At 67.0% G+C, this 18584-nt stretch carries 15 protein-coding genes; 8 read left to right on the top strand and 7 right to left on the bottom strand.

All coding sequences use genetic code 11. The annotated features are described in order from the left end of the window. Positions 1-36 precede the first annotated feature (36 nt). The gene (locus K933_RS00645) at positions 37-1170 is read right to left on the bottom strand and encodes an acyltransferase (RefSeq protein ID WP_200862258.1); all 1134 of its coding nucleotides are present in this window, start codon (positions 1168-1170) and stop codon (positions 37-39) included. A 236-nt stretch (positions 1171-1406) separates the two neighbouring features. Continuing rightward, entirely contained in the window at positions 1407-1853 is a 447-nt protein-coding gene (locus K933_RS00640; RefSeq protein ID WP_023392731.1) for a universal stress protein, read from the bottom strand. 192 nt (positions 1854-2045) lie between these two features. Here K933_RS00640 and K933_RS00635 point away from each other — a divergent pair, with 192 nt between their 5' ends. From K933_RS00635 to K933_RS00605, 7 genes are all read left to right on the top strand, one after another. Then, entirely contained in the window at positions 2046-3440 is a 1395-nt protein-coding gene (locus K933_RS00635; protein WP_049947413.1) for a GntP family permease, read from the top strand. Positions 3441-3788: 348 nt separating this feature from the next. After that, complete coding sequence (locus K933_RS00630; protein WP_152529716.1) at positions 3789-4664, top strand: hypothetical protein; 876 nt, start codon at positions 3789-3791, stop codon at positions 4662-4664. Between the two features lie 118 nt (positions 4665-4782). Continuing rightward, positions 4783-5058 carry a hypothetical protein gene (locus K933_RS00625; protein WP_023392728.1) on the top strand — a complete coding sequence of 92 codons (276 nt, stop codon included), beginning with the start codon at positions 4783-4785 and terminating at the stop codon, positions 5056-5058. Further along, positions 5058-6107 carry a DUF4350 domain-containing protein gene (locus tag K933_RS00620; protein ID WP_023392727.1) on the top strand — a complete coding sequence of 350 codons (1050 nt, stop codon included), beginning with the start codon at positions 5058-5060 and terminating at the stop codon, positions 6105-6107. The genes K933_RS00625 and K933_RS00620 overlap by 1 nt, the downstream gene beginning before the upstream one ends. Beyond that, positions 6100-7140 (top strand): AAA family ATPase, encoded by a 1041-nt coding sequence (locus K933_RS00615; RefSeq protein ID WP_023392726.1) that lies wholly within the window; start codon positions 6100-6102, stop codon positions 7138-7140. Before K933_RS00620 ends, K933_RS00615 begins: the two co-directional genes overlap by 8 nt. An 84-nt stretch (positions 7141-7224) precedes the next feature. Further along, on the top strand, positions 7225-9447 hold the full coding sequence (locus K933_RS00610) for a hypothetical protein (RefSeq protein WP_023392725.1): 2223 nt from the start codon (positions 7225-7227) through the stop codon (positions 9445-9447). Positions 9448-9538: 91 nt separating this feature from the next. Beyond that, positions 9539-10621 (top strand): DUF1616 domain-containing protein, encoded by a 1083-nt coding sequence (locus tag K933_RS00605; protein ID WP_023392724.1) that lies wholly within the window; start codon positions 9539-9541, stop codon positions 10619-10621. Between the two features lie 100 nt (positions 10622-10721). Here K933_RS00605 and K933_RS00600 read toward each other — a convergent pair whose 3' ends face one another. The 5 genes from K933_RS00600 to K933_RS17275 form a co-directional block, all read right to left on the bottom strand. Then, a complete protein-coding gene (locus K933_RS00600) occupies positions 10722-11666 on the bottom strand; it encodes a hypothetical protein (RefSeq protein ID WP_023392723.1) in 945 nt (314 codons plus the stop codon). Positions 11667-11688: 22 nt separating this feature from the next. Further along, on the bottom strand, positions 11689-12267 hold the full coding sequence (locus tag K933_RS00595; RefSeq protein WP_023392722.1) for a hypothetical protein: 579 nt from the start codon (positions 12265-12267) through the stop codon (positions 11689-11691). Continuing rightward, positions 12260-13810: a DUF58 domain-containing protein gene (locus K933_RS00590; protein ID WP_049947412.1), complete on the bottom strand. Its 1551-nt coding sequence runs from the start codon at positions 13808-13810 to the stop codon at positions 12260-12262. The genes K933_RS00595 and K933_RS00590 overlap by 8 nt, the downstream gene beginning before the upstream one ends. Positions 13811-14261: 451 nt before the next feature. Then, positions 14262-14528: a hypothetical protein gene (locus K933_RS19440; protein ID WP_161631392.1), complete on the bottom strand. Its 267-nt coding sequence runs from the start codon at positions 14526-14528 to the stop codon at positions 14262-14264. Positions 14529-15090: 562 nt separating this feature from the next. Further along, on the bottom strand, positions 15091-16476 hold the full coding sequence (locus K933_RS17275) for a sulfatase-like hydrolase/transferase (protein ID WP_023392720.1): 1386 nt from the start codon (positions 16474-16476) through the stop codon (positions 15091-15093). 339 nt (positions 16477-16815) lie between these two features. On the opposite strand from K933_RS17275, the gene K933_RS00585 reads away from it, so the two are divergent. After that, positions 16816-18414: a hypothetical protein gene (locus K933_RS00585; protein WP_023392719.1), complete on the top strand. Its 1599-nt coding sequence runs from the start codon at positions 16816-16818 to the stop codon at positions 18412-18414. Positions 18415-18584: the final 170 nt, after the last annotated feature.

Genomic DNA, 18584 nt, shown 5'->3' with positions numbered 1-18584 from the left:
TACTGGGTGATTAGGCGGTGATTAACCCGTTCACCCTCAGTTCGACGGCGAGCCGAACAGTTTCTCCCGCATCCGGCTCACCCGCGGAAGGTGGCTTCCGTCGGGGTCGATCACGCCGAGTCGAGCGGCCAGTAGGTACAGTCCGAGCGAGAGGACGTACAGCAGCGGAACGACGCTCACGTTCCAGAGGAGCGAGTCCAGGATGGCGACTCCGGTCGCCGACTGGAGCAACTCCACGCTCTCCACGAGGAGGTTCTTGAGCGGGTAGTGGAGCAAGTAGACGCCGACGGCGTACGTCCCGAGCGTGGGGAGGGGCGTCCCCTTCCCCCACTCGGGGGTCGCCAGCGCCCAACCGAACAGCGCGGCCACCAGAAACGGGGTCACGAACGTGTACTCCGTCGTGTAGAACCCCGCCGAGAACGGAACGTCGTGGACGACGGCGGCGACGAAGTACTGTTCGGCGAGTTGCGCGGCGAGGAGGACACCGAACGCACCGAGATACGCTCGGCTCCGGTCCGCGGACGGCGACCAGTCGACCGACCGGATCGTGTAGCCCAGCGCCACGTAGAAGAACCCGAAGAAGAGCGCATCACGGGTCGGGACGGGGACCGAGAACACCGTCTCGTAGTTCTGCGTGAGCACTCCCACAACGTGGAGGGCGGCCGCCGTCGGGAACAGGTACCGTTCCCCGCCGATGGCGACGAAGCCCGCGACGAAGCAGATGGCGAACGCCAACGCCGTGAGGTACCACAGGTGGACGGCGACGGCGTCGCCGTAGTAGACGAAGTCCAGCGGGCTTCGTCGCGCGAGTTCGGAGACGGCCCTGACTGCACCGAAGGCGAGCGACCGGCCGTCGAGCATCCCCCCGACGGCTCTGATCGGGATGTGGACGGCGAGCGCGAACAGGATACCGAAGAGGTAGAGCGAGCCGAGTTTCCGGATAGTGCCGACGACGTACCGGCCGGACACCGAAGGCGAGAGCTTGGTCGCCAGGAAGTACCCCGAGGTCACGAAGAAGAACTGCACGTCGAACTGCCCGATCGTATCGAGTACGAAGTACAGCAGGTTGCCCCGCGCGCCCATCCCGGCGAACGGCTTCGCGTGTGCGACGATCACGAACGCGATCGCGACCGCACGCAGCGCGTCGATACTATAAATGCGTTCACCCACGATAGACAACACATATCAACACCTCATTACCGTTTCGGCACGGCACCACTCCTTCGGCGCATCCCGCTCCGTCGTAGCCGGCGGGCTACGATCGACGGCGAACGAGGAGCCCACCGCGGTTCACGTCGTCCCTCTCCCGTCCGTCTCTCACACGAACGGGTCGACGGAGTACTCGACGCGTTCGCGGAGGAGCGGGCGGACCCGCCGGAACGACGTGTCCGCGGATTCGCCACCCCTCACTCCGTCTTCACGGTCACGTACCCGTCGAAGTCAAGGACGACCCGCTGGGTCGTATCGCCGAACAGCGCCTTCCCGGCGGGCGAACGCTGGCGTCCCGTGAGGAAGACGTAGTCGCAGTCGTACTCCTCGGCGACCCCCAGCACCTCCGTCGCCTCGTCGCCCAGTGCGCCGACGGCGTCGTACTCCACCTCGGTCCCGGCGAACACCTCGTCGCCGATGTCGCGGGCGAACTCCGTCGCTCCTCGGCGGGCGTCGTCGTGGGTGTAACTCGCCGCGGAGTTCGGGAGCGACTCCATCGCGCCGCGACGGGCGGTGTACGCCTCCTCGGTCGTGACGTGCACCAGGACCAGTTTGGCGTCCATCCCCTCGGCGAGCGACCCGGCCTCGCGTACGAGTTCCTTGGCCACGTCGGTGGTGTCGACGACCGCGAGTACTCGTTCCACATCCGAGGCGGACACCGTCGACGGAATAAGACATCGGTACGCTCCTCCGCGTCGCTCCCCTCCCGGGAACGACCGGCCGCTCTCCATGTGAAACGACCGTATTGTTTTCAAGAAACAATAATTTATAATAATTATACAGAGTAGATATAGAAACCGCTTTCAGCGGACGAGGATCACGATAGTCCGATCTGTATGGCAGTCCAGTTCGCCCATAGTCCGCTTTTGACCTTCGCGGTTGGGCTCGTCTTGGTAGTACTGTTACTCGTGGTCTGGGACCTCCCGGCGTTCGTCGGGTTGACGCTCGCCGCGTTCTCCGTCGGGCTGATCAACTCCGTGTTCGTCCAGGACTTCTCGCTCGCCGACGCCGCGACGAGAACCGCGGCGGAGTTCGGCGCGGGGATGGAGGGGATCGGGATCCCGATCTTGATGGCTGCGATCATCGGCAAGTCGATGCTCGAGAGCGGCTCCGCACAGCGGATCGTCCGCGGCTTTCAGTCGCTCGTCGGAAGCGACAACTCGGAGTTCGCGCTGTGGGGGAGCAGTACCGTCCTCTCCATCCCGGTGTTCTTCGACAGCGTGCTCTTCTTGCTCGCACCGCTCGCGCGGTCGATGCGCGCCCGACAGGGGAAGAACTACGCGCTGTACCTCATGGCGGTCGGAGCCGGCGGCACCGCGGCGCACGTGTTCATCCCGCCGACGCCGGGTCCGCTCGCCGTCGCCGACGAGATCGGCGTCACCCTCGGGGTCACCATCCTGGTCGGTGTCGTCGTGGCCATCCCCTCTGCGGCCGTCGCGGGACTCGCGTACGGACACTGGATCAACGCGCGGATGCAGATCCCGCTCCGCGACTCGATGGGGACGACCACCGAGGAACTCGAAGAGCGCGCACAGCGTAGCACCGACTCGCTGCCGGGCGTGTTCGAGTCGGCGCTTCCGATCGTGATCGCGATCGCGTTCGTGAGTTCGCTCACGGTCGTCGACACGCTCGAAGAGATCTACCCCGTCTTCACGACGGTCAAGCCGTACGTGTCGTTCGTCGGTAACTCGAACATCGCGCTCACGGTCGCGGCGCTCGTCGCCGCGCTGACGTATCTCCGGTGGTCGGATCTCTCGCGGTCGCTGTGGGAGGACGAACTCACCGAGGCACTCCGGAGCGGCGGGAACATCGCCGCGATCACCGCGATGGGCGGTGCGTTCGGCGCGCTCTTGGCCGCGTCGGGCGTCGGCTCGTACATCTCCGGCGTGCTCTCGGGGCTCGGGATCAACCTGCTGTTGACCGCGTGGCTGATCGCGGCTATCGTCCGGGTCGCACAGGGGTCCGCAACCGCCGCGATGCTCACCACCGCAGGGATCATGGCTCCCCAGACGGGCCAACTCGCGGTCCACCCCGCCTACCTCGTGATGGCGATCGGGTCGGGCGGCATCATCTGCTCGTGGTACAACGACTCGGGCTTCTGGTTGATGAACGAGATCGGGGGGCTCACACAGACGGAGACGCTCAAGACGTGGACCGTCATGACGACGATCCTCTCGGTCACCGGTATCGTCACGGTGCTCGCCTTCTCGACGGTGGTGCCGCTGACGTAACTCGACGGGCCGCGTAGCCGCCGACCCGGGGTCGCTTTTCGCTCGGACCCCGTTCGACCGCTCGGTTCCGAACGGACGAGCGACCCCGCGGCCGGTGACTCGCATTCGACCGGCTACAGTACCCTCTCGTAGAATCGGCCGCGGTTCCTCGCGCGTCACGCGTACGTCCGGTCGAACCTGGCGATTTCGGATCCGAGAGCGGGAGACGCGTTCGCTCGTGAGCGTGTTCGCCGGTCGTCCTCACGGACTGCCGTCGCTCTGCGGGGCGCGTCCCACCCCTGGATTCGCGGCTCTGATAATTCGCGCGCCGGGCTTATGTTCGACAGCGGACCCGGTTCGATACGGAACATGGGGGACGAGACGGCGGAGACGACGGGGGGAAGCGGGGAGCGACCGACCGACGACGCGGACGGGGGACCGACGGCGACTCGCCGCTCGGTTCTGGGACTCGTCGCCGGTGCCGTCGGGGTCAACTTGGGTTCGTCGCGCGCGCGTGCGACCGAGAGCGGGACCGACACCGACGCGGGGCCGACCGTCGTCGGGTTCGGCTACGGCGGCGTCCCGCTGACCGACGGCGACGCCGGCGAGGAGCGCGAGTTCGACTCCGCCGCGGCGGACGCGGACGGCGCGGGCGGCGAAACCCACTCGCTCGTCGTCTCCGGGACGGGGGAGCGGAGCACGTACGAGTTCTCGGTGAGCGGCGAGGTCGTCTCGGCCGCCCGCCTCTCGGGGTGGGACGGCTTCTCGGGAGGGAGCGCGCGCGGGGTCGTCTGGGAGGGGGGAGACGAGTACTCCTTCGACGGCGACGTAACCGACCTGTCCGTGGACGGCGACGCGGAGGTGTTCATCGACGGGACACGGGTCGACCCCGGCGACTACGGAGGCGGCCTTCACACGCTCGTGGTCGCCGGTACCGGGACGAAGGCGACGTACGAGTTCACGGCGAGCGAGGAAGTCGTCTCGGGTGCGGGCCTCTCGCACTGGGACGGCTTCTCGGAACGGAACGCGCGCGGGGCCGTCTGGGCGGGGCGAGACGAGTACTCGTTCCGCGGTGAGCCGACGACTCTCTCGCTCGACGGCGACGCGGAGGTGTTCGTCGACGGCGAGCGAGTCGACCCCGCCGACTACACGGGGACGAGCGGTTCCTCGACGACCGACGGACGCACCGCGAGCCCCGAGGAGTCGTTCGGCTACGGCGAGGGAGGGTACGGCGGTACGCTGTGACCGCTGGCGTCGTCACCGGCGGGCACTCGCGCGTCGGCCCGAGCGCGGACGGACCCGACGCGGGGTCGGGAGTTCCCGACGTCGTCACCTTCAAACGGATCCGCCGCAACGACCGCGTATGGCAATCACGAGGCGCCGGCGGTTCGTCCACGCGCACGTCGCGTGGATGCTGGCGTCGGCGCTCGTGCTCGTCCTCCTCGACTCGCTGACGTACGAACTGTTCTTCGTCGTCTCGCTCATCGGCTTTCTCGTCGTCGTCGAACTGACGGCGCCGTTCCGGGTCACCCCCCGGTGGCGCCGCCGGCTGAAGTGGGTGGTCCTCCTCGGACTCGCCGGGTTCGCGTACATCGTCGTACGGCGGATCCTCGCTCTCCTTCCCCCGGGGGTGCTCTGATGGACCTCCCGCGGCCCGCGCCGAAACTCCTGGTCGCGGGACTGGCGCTCGCGCTCGTCGTCACGGGCGTGTGGGCGGCGTCGACGTCCGCCGGGGCGTTCGACGCGTACAACCGCGGCTGGGAGGGGACGTCGGAGCTCCGCGACGAGGCCGAGGCCGCCGGCGCGTCGCCGTTCGTCGCGACCGACGTGGCGGAGTATGCCGACGTGACACCGGGCGAGACGGTGGCGTTCGTCCTCTCGCCCGACGAGCGGTACACCGACGCCGAGGCGGTCCGGCTCCGGGAGTTCGTCCGCTCGGGCGGGACGTTGGTCATCGCCGAGGACTACGGCACCCACTCGAACCCGCTGCTCGAACGCGTCGGCGCCTCGACCCGTGTCGACGGCGCCCCCGTCAGGGACGAGCGCAACTACTACGGCTCGCCCGACCTCCCGGTCGCCCCCGGCGTCGCCGAGTCGAACCTGACCGAGGGGGTCGACCGGCTCACGCTGAACCACGGCACCGTCCTCGACCCCGGCGGCGCGCGCGTCCTCGTCGAGACGTCGCCGTTCGCGTACGCCGACGAGAACGGCAACGCGGCGCTCGACGACGCCGAGTCGCTCGGGCGCTCCCCCGTCGTCACGGCCGAGACGGTGGGCGACGGACGCGTCGTCGTCGTGAGCGACCCGAGCCTGTTCATCAACGAGATGCTCGAACTCGACGGGAACCGCGGGTTCGCCCGCGCGCTCCTCTCGGGTCACGCGACCGCACTGTTCGACTTCTCGCACGCCGGACCGACGCCGCCGCTGGTCCGGGCGACGCTCACCCTCCAGCGGAACCCGCTCGCGCTAGTCGCCACCGGCTTCGCGCTCGTGGGTGCGGTCCTCCTCGCGAGCGCCCGACTCCCGGCCGTCCGGTCGCGCGGACGCGCGAACGACCTCCCACGCGCGTCGCGTGAACGCCTCCGACGGGGGCTCCGGCGCCGGCACCCGGACTGGGACCCCGAACGAGTAGACGGGTTGATAGCAGGAACTATCAACGAGGGAAAACAAGGGTGGGAAGATGACTGACCCCGACGAGTTGTTCGAAACTATTCGGGACGAAGCCGGTCGGGTGCTCGTTGGAAACGAGGATATTCTCGAGGGTCTGACGGTCGCGCTGTTCACCCGGGGGCACGTCCTGTTGGAGGGCGTTCCGGGCGTCGCCAAGACGACGATCGCCAACCTGTTCGCACAGACGCTCGGACTCGACTACCGTCGGCTCCAGATGACGCCGGACCTGTTGCCCGCCGACGTCACCGGGACGCGGATCTACCGGTCGGGGACCGGTGAGTTCGACCTCCAGAAGGGACCGGTGTTCTCGAACGTCGTCGTCGCCGACGAGATCAACCGCGCGACGCCGAAGACCCAGAGCGCGCTGTTGGAGGCGATGCAAGAGCGGCAGGTGACCATCGAGGGCGAGACCCACCCGCTGCCGTCGCCGTTCATGATCGTGGCGACGCAGAACCCCATCGAGATGGAGGGCACGTTCGGCCTGCCGGAGGCGCAACGCGACCGCTTCCTGCTCAAACTCCGGGTCGAGATCCCGCCCCGGGCGCTCGAAGCCCGACTACTCGACGTGTTCGACGCCGACCCCGACGCGGGGTCGGCCGGCGTCGACAGCGTCGTCGGGCGCGCCGATATCGTCGCCGCGCGCGAGGCGGTCGAGGAGGTGTACGTCTCCGAGGCGGTCCGCGACTACGTCCTCGACGTCGTCGAGGGGACGCGGACGAGTTCCGACGTCGCGTACGGCGCCTCCCCGCGGGCGGCCATCGGACTGCTCCAGGCGTCGAAGGCGCGGGCGGCGATCCGTGGGCGCGATTACGTCATCCCCGACGACACGAAGACGCTCGCCGAACGGGTGTTGGCCCACCGGCTGGTGCTCTCGACGGACGCGGAACTCAGCGACGTCTCGCCGGAGGTGGTGGTCCGGGAGGTGCTCGACTCCGTGACCACGCCCGACGCGGGCGAGGGCGACGGGAACGCCACGGCGGTCGGCGACGGCGGCGACCCCGGCGACGGACCCGCCGACGCCGCCGACGCACCGTCGGAGGAGTCCGACTGAGAGCGTGTACGCGATGTCGCCACCGGCACGGCACCGGCCCGCCCCCGCGAACACCGACCGGTCGGCGGGAGGCGTGACCGGCGAGTGAGCCTCCCCGCCGACCGTCGCCTCTGGCCGCTCGCCGTCGCGTTCCTCCTGATCACCGTCGCGGTCGGCCCGGCGGTGGCCGCGGACCACCCGGACGCCAACCGGGACCGCCCCGCCGTACCTGCGTCTCAGCCCGTCGTACACCAACAGCAGGCGACACCGGTGAACAACTCGACCGACTCCACCGTCCGCCACGAGCGGTCGGACTCGGCCGCGGGCGAGGGGAACCTCACCGCGCTCCGACGGTGGCTGGCCGTCCGGATCGACGACGCGCTCGTCGCGTGCGCCGAAGGGGTCGACGCCGGGACGAACGAGACGTGCGAGGCGATCGAGTCGGAGTTCCCCTCGCTCGCCTCGCGGTACGCCGCGGTGGCGGAGGCGACCGAGGAGACCGGCGACGACAACGTGAGCCGGGTGCTCAACCGGACGGCCGAGCGGCAACTGGCGTACGTGCGGGCGGTGCGGGAGTACCGCGAGACGCTCGCCGCCTACCGCGAGGCGCGCAGGGGGAACGACGTCCAGCGGGCGCGCGAACTCGCACAGGAGCTCTCCCGACAGGGCGAGAGGGTCGTGACGCTGGGCAGTCGGTTGTCGGCCGACTACGAGACCATCCTCGCGAACGGCACGCTGGACGTCGCGCCGGCGGGGGAGATAACCGAGGAGGTGACGGCGAACGTCTCCGAGACGACCGAGGAGATCCGGACCGCGGAGTTCGACCCGCCAACCCTGACCGTCTCGGCGAACTCCTCGACCGCCTCGTTCGTCGACCCGGTGGCCATCAGCGGGGAACTGCGAGCGGACGACGGGACGCCGCTCGCCAACCGGACGGTGGTCGTCAGCGCGGCGAACGCGACGTTCGAGACGCAAACCGACCCGGACGGCACGTTCGAAGTCGTCTACCGCCCGACGACGGCGCCGACCGGACCGGTCGAGGTCGTCGCGCGGTACGTCCCGGGGAACGGCTCGCAGTACACCGCCACCGTCGCGCGGACGAACGTCTCGGTCGAGTCGGTCGAGGGGACGCTCCGACTCGGGGCCGACGCCGGCGCGTCGGCTCTCGGGTTCGGCGACGACGTGTCGGTCGTTGGATCCCTCCGGGTCGACGGGCGCCCCGTCGCCGGAGTTCCGGTCACCGTGGTGCTCGACGGGATTCCGTTCAACGCGACGCGGACGAACGAGTCGGGAGGGTTCGCGCTCTCGGAGCCGCTCCCGGCGGCCGTCGCCAACGGGTCGCCAACGCTCGCCGTCCGGGTCGTACGGGAGAACCGCGCCGTGACCGCCGCCCCGGCGTCGACGACGGTCCCGGTCGACACGACCACGCCCGCCCTCGCCGTTCGCGCCGCCCGCCTCGGCGCCGAGACGGTTCGCCTCTCCGGACGCATGACCGTCGGCGACACGCCGGTCACCGGCGCGAGACTCGAGATTCGGCGGGGGACCGAGACGCTCGCCACCGTCCGCTCCGGTGAGGCGGGGTCGTTCGCGACCAACGTCTCGGTCCCGGACGTGCCCGCGAACGAGTCGGTCGCGGTGACCGTCGCGTACGACCCGCCGGGTGGGAACCTCGCGCCGGCCGACGTGACCCTCGACGTCGGCACCGCACCACGGTCGGACGGTCTCGTCCCCGACGTCGACACCGGGTTTTCGCTCGGGCCGCTAGACGACCTCGACCCGACGCTGCTCGCGCTCGGCGCGCTGGTCGTCCTCGTCGTCCTCCTCGCCGTCTCCGGACTCGCCTACGAGTCGTGGGTCGAGGGGGGGCTCCGTTCGGTCGGCGGATGGACGGCGACGCTCGGCGGCGACGACGCGCAGCGGGACGGGAGCGCAACCAGCCGCTCGGAGCGCGCACGCATCGACGAGCCGCCGGAGAGCGTGCGGAGCGACGCGGGCGACCTCCTACTCGACGCGGCGGAGATGCAGTTGCGCGAGGAGGGGTCCGACGCGGCGGTCGTCCGCGCGTACGCCGCGGCCAGGCGGAGCCTCGACGCCCGGTTCGGTATCGACCCGACGCTCACCCACTGGGAGCTACTCACCGCCTACCGTGACGCGCTCGACCGGGAGAGCGGCGAGGCGCTCGAACGGCTCACCGCCGCGTACGAGCGCGCGGCGTTCTCGTCCGCCGAGAGCACGACCGAGACGGCCGACGAGGCGCTCAAACAGGCGGGCGTCGTCGTCGGAACCGACGTGTCGGCGTCGGCACGGGGCGACGGAGGGGACGACTGATGTGCTCGCGTAGCCGCCCCACCGACCGGCAGTCGGCCCCACAGGGGCGGGACCGACCGACTTTTGCCGGCCCGTCGGCAGGGGGCGCGTAATGGGGACCGACAACGACCCCGACGGCGACTGGCGCGCGTTCTTCCCGCCGTCGCTCCGGACGTTCCCCGCCGACCTCGTCGCTGTCGTCGTGTTCGTCGCGCTTGCGGGCTGTGCGGCGCTGCTGCCCGTCGTCCGCGAGACGCTCGCTCGGCCGCTGTTCGCGCTGCTGTTTTCGGTGTTCGTCCCCGGCTACGCGTTCGTCGCGGCGCTGTTCCCCGAGCGCGGCGAGTCGGCGGACGGTTCGGACGCGGCCGACCCGGGCGACGCGAGCGGCATCGACGGGATGGAGCGGGTCGCGCTCTCGTTCGGGACGAGCATCGCCATCGTTCCGCTGGTCGGTCTCGTGTTGAACTTCACGCCGTGGGGGCTCCGGCTGGGACCGATCTTGGTCTCGCTGAGCGGGCTCACGCTACTGTTCGCGTACGTCGGGGCGCAGCGACGGGCGGCGCTCGACCCAGACGACCGGTTCCGCGTCCCGTACGAGCGGTGGGTCGCCGACGCCCGCGCCGAACTGTTCGACCCCGAGACGCGGACCGACGCCGCGCTCAACGTGGTCATGGTCGCGAGTCTCCTCCTCGCGGTCGGCAGCGTCGGCTTCGTGGCGGCGTTCCCCAAACAGGGGGAGGCGTTCTCCGAGTTCTACCTGCTGACCGAACGGGACGACGGGACGCTCGTCGCGGACGACTACCCGACCGAGTTCGTCGCCGGCAACCCCCAGCAGGTGGTCGTCGGGGTCGGCAACCACGAACACGAGCGGGTGTCGTACACGGTGGTGAGCGAGCTCCAGCGCGTCAGGGTCGAGAACAACTCGACGACCGTGCTCGACGCCGAGCCGTTGGGGCGGTTCTCCTCGACGGTCGACGCGAACGAGACCTGGCACCGGCGCCACCGGGTGGCGCCGACGATGACCGGCGACGACCTCCGGTTGACGTACCTCCTCTACCGCGGGGAGCCGCCGGCGACCCCGACGACCGACAACGCCTACCGGAGCCTCCGGCTGTGGGTGAACGTGACCGCGCCCGCCGAGAGCGCGACGACCGAGGCGGTCACGCCGGCCGCCGGGGCGGTCGGCGCCGGCTGAGCCCGGCCGTGGCGGTCGGGTTCCGGACGGTCCCGTCCGGGGTGCTCGCGTCGGGTTCGCTCTCCGGTCGAACCGCGACTCCGAGCGCCCGTCGCCGCCCTCACCACCGACACGTCACGAGGGTTCGACCGTCGGTCTCGGTCGTCTCGACGGTGACCGCGCGGTCGAGTCCCGCGGCGAGACCCGTCCCGACGAACGACGGCACCGGGTGGTCGAACCCCGTCGCGTCGTCGTAGACGCCGCCGTCGACGCCCACCGTGAGCCGCCGCGAGTCGGCGTCCACCTCCGGGTCGGCCCCGTCGACGAGTTCGAACCCCTCGACGAGCGCGTCCGCCAGTTGGGCCGCGAGCGCCTCCGGGTCGTCCGCGACCGACCCCGTGGCCGACTCCGCGAACTCGTGGACCAGCCTCGACCCCGTCGGCCGGACGGCCACCCCGCGCTCGTCGGGCGACTCCGGGACGACGAACAGCGAGTCGAGCGCGTCGTCGTCGGGAACCTCGTAGGCGGACGACTGCGGGACGAACAGCCTGACCGACGCGCCGGTCGCGTCCGTCCCGTCGACGGGCACGTAGACGTTCGTCGCTTCGAGACCGAGTTCGTCACGCAGGCTCCCGCCCGTGTCCGCGACCGACTCGTACACCGACCGGCCGACGGCCGCGGTGACGAGCCGTTCGGGCGTGAGAAACCACGTCAGCGCGCCGCCGAACAGGCCGATTCCGCCGAGGACGAACAGGACCTCCCGCGCGATGGGGAAGAGTAGCCCGCCGATGACGGCCGCGAGACCGAGCGCGAGCAGCGCCGCGGCCGAGCGGCGGTACTCGCCGCGCCGCGCCTCCGCGTACTCCGTCCGCAGTCTGCGGTTCTCCGCGCGGAGTTCCGCGACGACCGCCGTGAGACGGTCGCGGTCGAGGTCCGCCAGCGACGGGTCCGCCGGCGCCGTCCCGGCGGCTCCGGCTGGGTCCGGCTCTCCGTCCCGACTCGCCGGTGGGTCGTCGTCGCCCGTCCGCTCCCGGTCGTCGCCGACGGCCCCGTCTGACTCGCTCATCGCTCACCTCGGCGTATCCCGATCACGGGACCTCACTCCTTCGGTCGCTCCCGTCGTCGTGCTCCGGTGGGCCGGACTCCGGACCGGTCCCGCTCGACGCGTCGAGACGAAACACCTCGTAGCGGTGGAGGAGGTACGACGCGAGCGCGACCGCCGCGACGACACCCAGCCCCAGCCAGTGGAGTACGACCCGCTCGCGCGCGGCGACGATACCCGCACCGACGAGCGTGAACAGCGCCGCGAACAGCGCGACCGGACGCGCCGACGCCCAGGTCCGCCACAGGTCGACCGCGAGCAGGCCGGCGAGACCGGCCACCACGAGGACGCCCCCGAGCGAGGTCGGGTCCCCGCCGACGCCCGCGACGAGCACCGCGCCCGCGGCGAACACGAACTCGACGCGGAGGAACAGCCAGAGCGCGACCAGGAGGACCCCGGCGGCGACGCCGACCCGGCCGCCCTGGAGGAACAGCCCGCCGACCGCGACGAGCACCGAGACGAGTTCGGGGACCCGGTCCGACCGCCGTTCGAGCCGGTCGAACGGGCTGTACCGCCCGTCGCCGTCGGCGTCGATATCGCCGGCGGACTCCGCCCGCTCACTCATCGGCCCGCGCCCCCGCTCCCGTTCCCGCTCCCGTCCCCTCGGGGTCCGACCCGGCCGCCGCGGTGGAGCGGGGAGCCGCCCGGGAGTCCGGGGCCGACCGAGCGGGCGGGGCACCGCCGCTCCGACGCCGGCCGCCGCCCGACGCGACCCGGCCGACGACCGTCTCCAGCCGGTCGCTCGGGCCGACCTCGAACGCGGAGACCCGGTCCATCCGGGCGAGCGACCGCCGGAGCGCCTCGAACTCGCGGTAGCGGTCGTACGCGTCGTCGGGGTCGCCCACTTCGGACTCGTAGAGCACCGACGGCGCGAGAAAGACGACGACGTTCTGCTCGTTTCGGCGGGCGAGCTTGACCGCCTCGCGGAGCTCGGTCGGGTTCGAGTCGTCCGTCAGGAGCACCAGCCAGGAGCCGCCGCGGAGCCGCGAGTGGGCGAGCTGGACCGTCCGGAACAGCGGACGGTCGCGGAGCCGGCGCACGTACGTCTCGCCCGCCTCGAAGTAGGGCCCGAGCGTCGACCCGAACCGGCTGTCGTCGCCGCCGAGACGCTCGGCCGTGCTCCGCGCCTCGGTGGGGGAGATGGGGTCCGCGCCGTCGGGGTCGGACGCCTCGGTGGGTTCGAGCCGCCGGACGAGTCGCCGAATCGTCGCGTACCCCTCGGCGCCCGCGGCGGGGTCGCGGCTCGCCGTCGCGCCGTCGTCGCCGACGGCGTAGAGACCCAGCGGGTCGTCGAAGTCGGCCGCCGCGGCGCCGAACCCGAGCGCCACCTCCCGGAGGTGGTCGAGTTTGGTCTCCCCGGGGGGACCGTCGCCCATCGAGGCTCGGTGGTCGACGACGAGCGCCGTCTCGTGGCTCCGGGTGAGTTCGTACTCCCGGATGTGGGGGTGGTCGAGGCGGGCGGTCGCCTTCCAGTCGATCCGCGAGAGCTGGTCGCCGGGGGCGTACTCGCGAACCTCGTACGGTTCGAGACCGGCGCCGGCCCTGTCGGTCCGGTGGTCGCCGTACAGCGTGGCGAGCGGGCGGCCGCCCTCGCCGACGTGGACGCGCTCGGGGGTGCGGGGCTGGACGTCGACGGTGAGGGTGGTCGAGTCGGTGGTGGTGCCAGTAAAGAAGCCGCCGCGGTCGCGGAACTCGACTTCCACCGGGCCGATCTGTTTCGGTCCGACGACGGGGGTGGTCAGTTCGAACACGGTCTCGGCTGCTCGGTCGCCCGACGGGAGGGTGACGGCGGGTGCGCGCGACCGGGTGACGTTCGCGGGGAGGTCCGGCGTGGCAGTGAGGTCAAACGGGAGCGCCGAGGCGAGGTCGGCTCGGAGACGGACGGGCGTGGGCTCGTCCACGGTGACTTGGCCGTATTCGCCGTCAAGGGTGAATTCGGCGTCGGTCACCGACCCCGACCGGGAGACGAACGCCGTCTGGGCGGCGAGGAGCCACAGGCCGAGCGCGACGCCTCCGAGGAGGAGTGTGACGTCGGCCACGACGACGCCGAGAGCGACGAGAAGGGCGGCGAGGGTAGCCGTAGCCCAGAACCGGCGGTTGGCTCGCATGGTGTGGTATCGCTCGCTTCTACCGACATAAAGTCCTGTGCTCGGACGGACTCGTCCCCGGTGACTGGTGAAGGGGTCGGCGTTGGCCGCTTTTGATCACGATTTAGCTAGATGTTTGTTATAGTGTTTGAAAGAAGTATACGCCTCTGCTCACTAACTCTGATATGGACAGAGGTCACCCCGAACGACCGGATTCGACTCCGAAAGCCGACTACGTTGAGAGTGACTCGACTGCGCTGAACGCCTTGTGAGGAGACGGCTCGGTCAAAGAGGATAGATCAATGACTGAGACCCCAAATCACGGCTACAACGCGCCTGCGAAAGGGAGAGAAAGAAGGGACATCCAGTTGAACAGCACTGTCTATTTTAGTATCTGCTCAACTAGCGTTCGTCCGCCGAACAATTGATGGAGACTGAGGTGGTTGTAGGAATGTTCGGATAGCGCAAGCCATTAGCGGACGTTCCGCCGACTGCTCATCCAGGAGTTGTAGAAGCGGTCAACGCGCAGTTTGGGCGTATAAAACAACCTTTCGGTGAGGTTTCGGTCGGTGTAGTTGATCTGACCGCTCAGCTCAAGTTGAGCAAGGCCAATCCGATACCCGAACTGATCGGCCAGAAACACGGTGTCCGCAAGATGGTGTTTCTCGGCAAGATCGGACAGGAACGCAGCTGCTGGATCGGTGCCGTGCGGACCGAACAACGCTACGTCTAGAATCACCTTTGTGTTGAGGTCTATTGCAGTGTACGATCAAGATTACTCGCAATTGACTTCGACAGCGGTCTCGTCGGCCGTGACCCGCGACGGCTGCGCAGTCAGTGGATCTGGAACGCTATCAGAAACCAAATGTACCCACTTCCAACCAGTTCCCTGTGAGTGTTCGACATATATTTCAGCAAGAATTAAAGTTATCTCCCTGAGCGACCAACCTATTGTGTGGAGGTAGATGGCAACGCCTCTAAGTCTCTTCTAAATTCGCTACAAGCATTCGATGAGAAGATCTACGATCATTGTCACAAACAAACTCAATGATGCGCGCTCCTCAAACTGGCTTGTCTAGACAGTGGCCCTACTAGGGACTACCCATCGGTGGGCAACCCGAATCCTACAAGGACTAGTAAATCCGACATCGGATGGGGGCTACTTGGGTTCAATGGTGGCGCTACAATCTAACAAACGGCGATGAACACGCGAAGGACCACTTCCGATCGTATTTTAGGCAGTCCTGAAAGGATTCGGGACGAGTGCGAAACGAGAGGGAGGGCTTGCGGACGAATTGTAGCTATAGATAACCGAGTTCCTCTAGTCGGCTCTCTGTCGACTTGGAGACGGTGGCCGAATTTTCCTCCTCAAATGCCTGGTCTCGGGCTGCTGCAATATCACACTTGAACAGCGACTCAAGTTCAGGAGGGAGTTCGAACGGCCCATCCACCTCACGCTGCCAGCTCGGTTTGCCGTGCTTGAGTTTGTAAACAGCTTCGGTCCCTTGGGTGTCCCAGACGTACTTGGTCATATCCTCATATACACACCTGATAGTTCGGTCCCAGAACTCCTTTTTTGATGGAGGATCGGGGTTCGGTCCCATTCCCATAACCTCGGCCCGAGGTATCGCGTCCCACTCGAACGTTTCTTGGCCCTTCGCGAGCGCTGATACTACATCGGGCATATCAAGATGAGAGACCACTCGGTTCTCCGGAGACGGGATGATATCACCTGGATTTATGATCGAAAATGGAACGTGAAGCAGACCCTCCGATAGGCTACTCGTGTGGTTGACTAACCCCCCCTCTTCAGAACGTCCCAAGTTCTCTCCGTGATCGGCTGTGACGATCACCGAAGTGGGAACAGCAGAACGACTAGTGACGTACTTGACAAACTCCGATACGACTCGATCAAGGTACTCAATCACGGCTGCATAGAGAGATTCGCGATACCGCCAATACTCCTCAAACTCGTCTCGCCGCCCGAAATACTCCCACTGATCATACGAGTGCGTAGACCAAGAACTAGGGACCTCGTGGTCTCGTAGGTTTCGATGAGGTGTGAGCGGGAGGTGAGCATCCATTAAATTCAAGAACAGAAAATATGGCTCCTCAACTGAATTAACCATCCCCCGAGCTTCGTTCAACAATGGCTTCGCACCGTCGTCAAATATATCCTTGAAGGGTGTATGTCTGTTAACCTGTCTTGTGACACCGATTGCCCCGTTTAGTAACGACGCTATAGGGTGATCTGACCGGAGAGCATCTCGCAGGAACCGACCGTATCTCTCTTTTAGTGTCCCATTATTGTAAGAAACGGGATTCAATCCAGCCGTGTACCGATGAGAGGGTGAAGTGAAGTATCGAAACTTATCGAATCGCTGGTTAAAATTGAACGGCGGACCCGCGAAGGTATTTGCCGACGCTCCCAATAATGTATGTTCGGGAAGTTTAGACAAGAATGTTCCTTCTTCAGGTATACCGTTGAATGAGCGTTGATAGGTGTGGACACCATGTTGGTGAGGAAGCTCCCCGGTGAACATTCCGGCATGGCTCGGCGCACTCCAAGCGCTCGTGGCGCGGCACTGCCGAACGTCTACATCGGCACTATCTTTGATCCGCTTTGCATTCGAATCAAAGAAGTCCTTCCTAACCGTATCTAGGCATATCAAGACTACATTTCTCATCTGTGAATCTATCCAATTTAGAGAAGCAAGCAACTTATGTTTTTCAGTTGGGGTACATTTTCGTACTCGTAGTGCGTGAACGACGACTCTAATAAGGATATCGTAGTGGAGGAGGAATGAAACGATAATAAACCGATAGATCTCGCGCAACGCTTCTAATTATCCGATCGTATAATTTCTTCCGTGCCTTTATTTCAACCTGCTCTATCTTCCTTACATGAACGAGACTCGTATTGGCAGCACAGGTTGGTCAACATTTGGGAGCCAGTCGGCTCTAGATCTAACTCCGGGGAATACATTTCTTGAGCCCGAGTTGAGCAGAGGCAGGAGGCGGATAGAATGACCGAGACGCCGAATCACGAGTACAACGCGCCCGCGAAAGGGACGAAAGACTGGCACCTCCAGTTGAACGAGAACTTCGCGGAACTCGACGCGGATATCGAGATCCGCGGCGCGGAGGCGGACAAGGGTGACTACGAACCCAAGGAGGGCGCGAAGTTCGAAGCGACCGACTCCGGTGCGGTGTACTACGGCGACGGGAGTAGTTGGGTGCTCACCGACCGGCAGGTCGGGACACTCCACGCGGAGGACGTGAACCACACGCTGACGCCGCAGGAGAACACGCTCGAAGCGATCCAGGCACTGGTCGACGACACCGACCGCCGCACCGTCGACATCAAACTCAAGCCGGGAGTGCTGTACGAGGGGGACACCCAACTGTTCTTGGACAGCGAGGGTCCGGACGGACGGGGGCGGAGCATCCGGATCGACGCGTACGGGGCCGGAGTCCACTACACGGGTGACGAGGACGCGGCCGTCCAGATCCGGCAGGGTCAATTGGGCGCGCGGAGTTTCAAGGGGCGGGTCCGGATCGAGCACGGCTCGTGGTACTACGGCCCGAACAGGGACGGCGACACCGCGGTCATCCGCGTCGACGACGCGTTCGGCGCTCACGTCATGCCCACGTCCGTCCGCGGGGCGGAGAACGGGGTGCTGGCCGTGAACAACGAGGAGTGGTGTGAAGCGGTGCTCCTCGGCCGACACAGGGAGGGGGGATACGAAGGTGACGACACGCCGCGTCTGCGGGTCCCCATGTACTACGTCCGGGCGGCCGGCGGCGGCTCTTCGTTCCCCGACGCCGACGGGACGAACTCCTTCCGCGACGCCGACGTGAAGATTCCGTGGGCGTCCGGCCGTGACGGGGACGGAACGGGCGCGAACGGGGGAATCACCTTCTGGCAGGACAACGCCAGCTTCCACGGCGGTCGCGTCGAAGTTCGCGGGTTCTGTCCCGATGGGGGATCGCTCTACCGTGTCGACGGCGGGAGCTACGGGACGACCGCCCACGTCGAGAGCGAGGGGGGCGACGAACACTCGACCGCGGTCCGGGTCAACACCCACCAACCGCCTACGTTCGTCAACCCGCGCGTTGTGGTCTCCAAGGAGGGGGGAACCGACTTCGACTACTCGGGCGCCGGGTGGCCCGTCGCGTACACCAACAACGGTATCTCGAAACCCGGTGGACGAACGTGGAACGGGGGCAACGACTACCTCTCGTGGGGGAAGCACGGCGAGATATCGCACGGGACGACGCGGATCCATGTCCCGGACAACACGGACTTCTCGTGGGACCACAGGTGGCTCTACCTGTGTGACGACGACGGCGACGCGTATGCGTCGGTCTCGCCGGAGCGGAACCATCTCACCTTCCACATTTCGGAGGGAGGGTTGCGGATCCGTGACAACGAAGAGGGGTGGATGCCGGTACAGGCCCACTCACATACGTCCCACGGTAACACCGGGGATCGGTCGCACCTCGGGACGTTCGCCAGTCACCCGAACGCGGGTAATGGTGACACGTGGTACTGTGACGGCACCGGAACGTCTTCGGAGGGGTTCTACGGGCAGACGAGTAGTGGTCCCGTCCAACTGGGCTAGTCCACGTCTTCATCTCTCCGGTCTCACATCGATCGACACTCCAGAACACGCCTTGAATCGGTAGTTCCGCTTCTTTCGTCTGTACTTCCAGTAACGAATATTGTAGATGATCGTTCCGGTAGTAGTGCAGATGTTCGGAAAACAGAACCATTCAATAGAGAGGAATTGAA

The sequence above is a fragment of the Candidatus Halobonum tyrrellensis G22 genome (assembly GCF_000495475.1).
Classification (GTDB): domain Archaea; phylum Halobacteriota; class Halobacteria; order Halobacteriales; family Haloferacaceae; genus Halobonum; species Halobonum tyrrellense.
Note: the sequence above shows the minus strand (reverse complement) of the source record. Positions and strands in the feature narration are given on the sequence as shown.

Excerpts from the sequence above, each read along its gene's own strand:
- K933_RS00620 (WP_023392727.1), top strand. The coding sequence starts at position 5,058 with ATGGACCTCCCGCGGCCCGCGCCGAAACTCCTGGTCGCGGGACTGGCG.
- K933_RS00630 (WP_152529716.1), top strand. The coding sequence starts at position 3,789 with ATGGGGGACGAGACGGCGGAGACGACGGGGGGAAGCGGGGAGCGACCG.
- K933_RS00590 (WP_049947412.1), bottom strand. The coding sequence starts at position 13,810 with ATGCGAGCCAACCGCCGGTTCTGGGCTACGGCTACCCTCGCCGCCCTT.
- K933_RS17275 (WP_023392720.1), bottom strand. The coding sequence starts at position 16,476 with ATGAGAAATGTAGTCTTGATATGCCTAGATACGGTTAGGAAGGACTTC.
- K933_RS00600 (WP_023392723.1), bottom strand. The coding sequence starts at position 11,666 with ATGAGCGAGTCAGACGGGGCCGTCGGCGACGACCGGGAGCGGACGGGC.
- K933_RS00625 (WP_023392728.1), top strand. The coding sequence starts at position 4,783 with ATGGCAATCACGAGGCGCCGGCGGTTCGTCCACGCGCACGTCGCGTGG.
- K933_RS00585 (WP_023392719.1), top strand. The coding sequence starts at position 16,816 with ATGACCGAGACGCCGAATCACGAGTACAACGCGCCCGCGAAAGGGACG.
- K933_RS00605 (WP_023392724.1), top strand. The coding sequence starts at position 9,539 with ATGGGGACCGACAACGACCCCGACGGCGACTGGCGCGCGTTCTTCCCG.
- K933_RS00635 (WP_049947413.1), top strand. The coding sequence starts at position 2,046 with ATGGCAGTCCAGTTCGCCCATAGTCCGCTTTTGACCTTCGCGGTTGGG.
- K933_RS00615 (WP_023392726.1), top strand. The coding sequence starts at position 6,100 with ATGACTGACCCCGACGAGTTGTTCGAAACTATTCGGGACGAAGCCGGT.
- K933_RS00595 (WP_023392722.1), bottom strand. The coding sequence starts at position 12,267 with ATGAGTGAGCGGGCGGAGTCCGCCGGCGATATCGACGCCGACGGCGAC.